General features: G+C 63.5%; 1 protein-coding gene. It reads right to left on the bottom strand.

All coding sequences use genetic code 11. The annotated features are described in order from the left end of the window. A partial coding sequence (locus ACREB4_RS21310) for an IS5 family transposase (protein ID WP_431590241.1) occupies positions 1–974 on the bottom strand: 974 nt, incomplete at its 3' end. Positions 975–1,137: the final 163 nt, after the last annotated feature.

Below are 1,137 nucleotides of genomic sequence, written 5' to 3'. Positions count from 1 at the left end.
CCTCGGGTATGAGCGACCAGCAACGACCTCTTGGCGATGACCAGATTGGCCAGGCCGAACAGGCTGAACAGCTGCGCCTGGTTCTTCGCAAGGCCCTTGTAGCGGGTCTTCTTGTGGCGAAACAGGTTCTTGATCACATGGAACGGATGCTCGACCTTGGCCCGGATGCTCGCCTTCAGCTGCTCGGCCTTCTCCAGCAGGCGCGCCCACTTGCGCGTCAGGTCCAGCTGCCGGCGCTTGCCCGGCTGCATCGCCACGTGCCACTTCGGGCCTTGCGCTTCTTCGCGCTTGTGCACGCCCCGGTAGCCGGCATCGCCGAAGGCCACCGACTCCTGGCTGTGCAGCAGCGCGCCGGCTTGCGTCACGTCGTTGACGTTGGCCGCCGTGCCCACCACCGTGTGCACCAGACCCGACTCGGCATCCACCCCGATGTGCGCTTTCATGCCGAAGTGCCAGGCATTTCCCTTCTTGGTCTGATGCATCTCGGGATCGCGCGATTTGCCCTCGTTCTTGGTCGAACTGGGCGCGGCGATGATGGTCGCGTCCACGATGGTGCCCGCGCGCATCAGAAGCCCTTGCTCGGCAAGATGCGCGTTGATCTCCTCGAACAGGGCCTTGGTGAGGTCGTTGTCCAACAGCAGTCGCCTGAACTTCAGCAGCGTGGTGGCGTCAGGCACGGACTCGTGCGACAGGTCGATGCCCACGAAATCGCGCAGTGCCTGACTGTCGTACAGCGCGTCCTCCAGCGCTTCGTCGGCCAGGCCGTACCACTGCTGGAGACAGTACATGCGCAGCATCCGGGGAACGCCGATCGGCTGTCGGCCGACGCGCCCGCGCGTGGGGTACAGCGGCTCGATCACGGCAATCAGACGAGACCACGGCACGACGCGCTCCATGTCGGCCAAGAACTTCTCGCGCCGCGTGCGCTTCTTCTTCATCGCGTACTCGGCGCTGGCAAAGCTGCGTTGGTTCATCTCGGTGGTGCTGTGACTTGCGATGTCTTCACGCATGCACGGGCCGTGCCCGCAGCGACCTATTGATCAGCATTTCCCTAGGTTTGTCCTGATGGCATGGCACGCCCATTCGCTCGATCTTCTGCGCCCCTTTTCCTAGGCCTTAAGCTTCATCCCCATGCAC

This window comes from Aquabacterium sp., from assembly GCF_050725395.1.
Lineage (GTDB): Bacteria > Pseudomonadota > Gammaproteobacteria > Burkholderiales > Burkholderiaceae_C > Aquabacterium.
The sequence above is the reverse complement of the archived record's forward strand: the minus strand, read 5'-3'. Positions and strand labels throughout refer to the sequence as shown.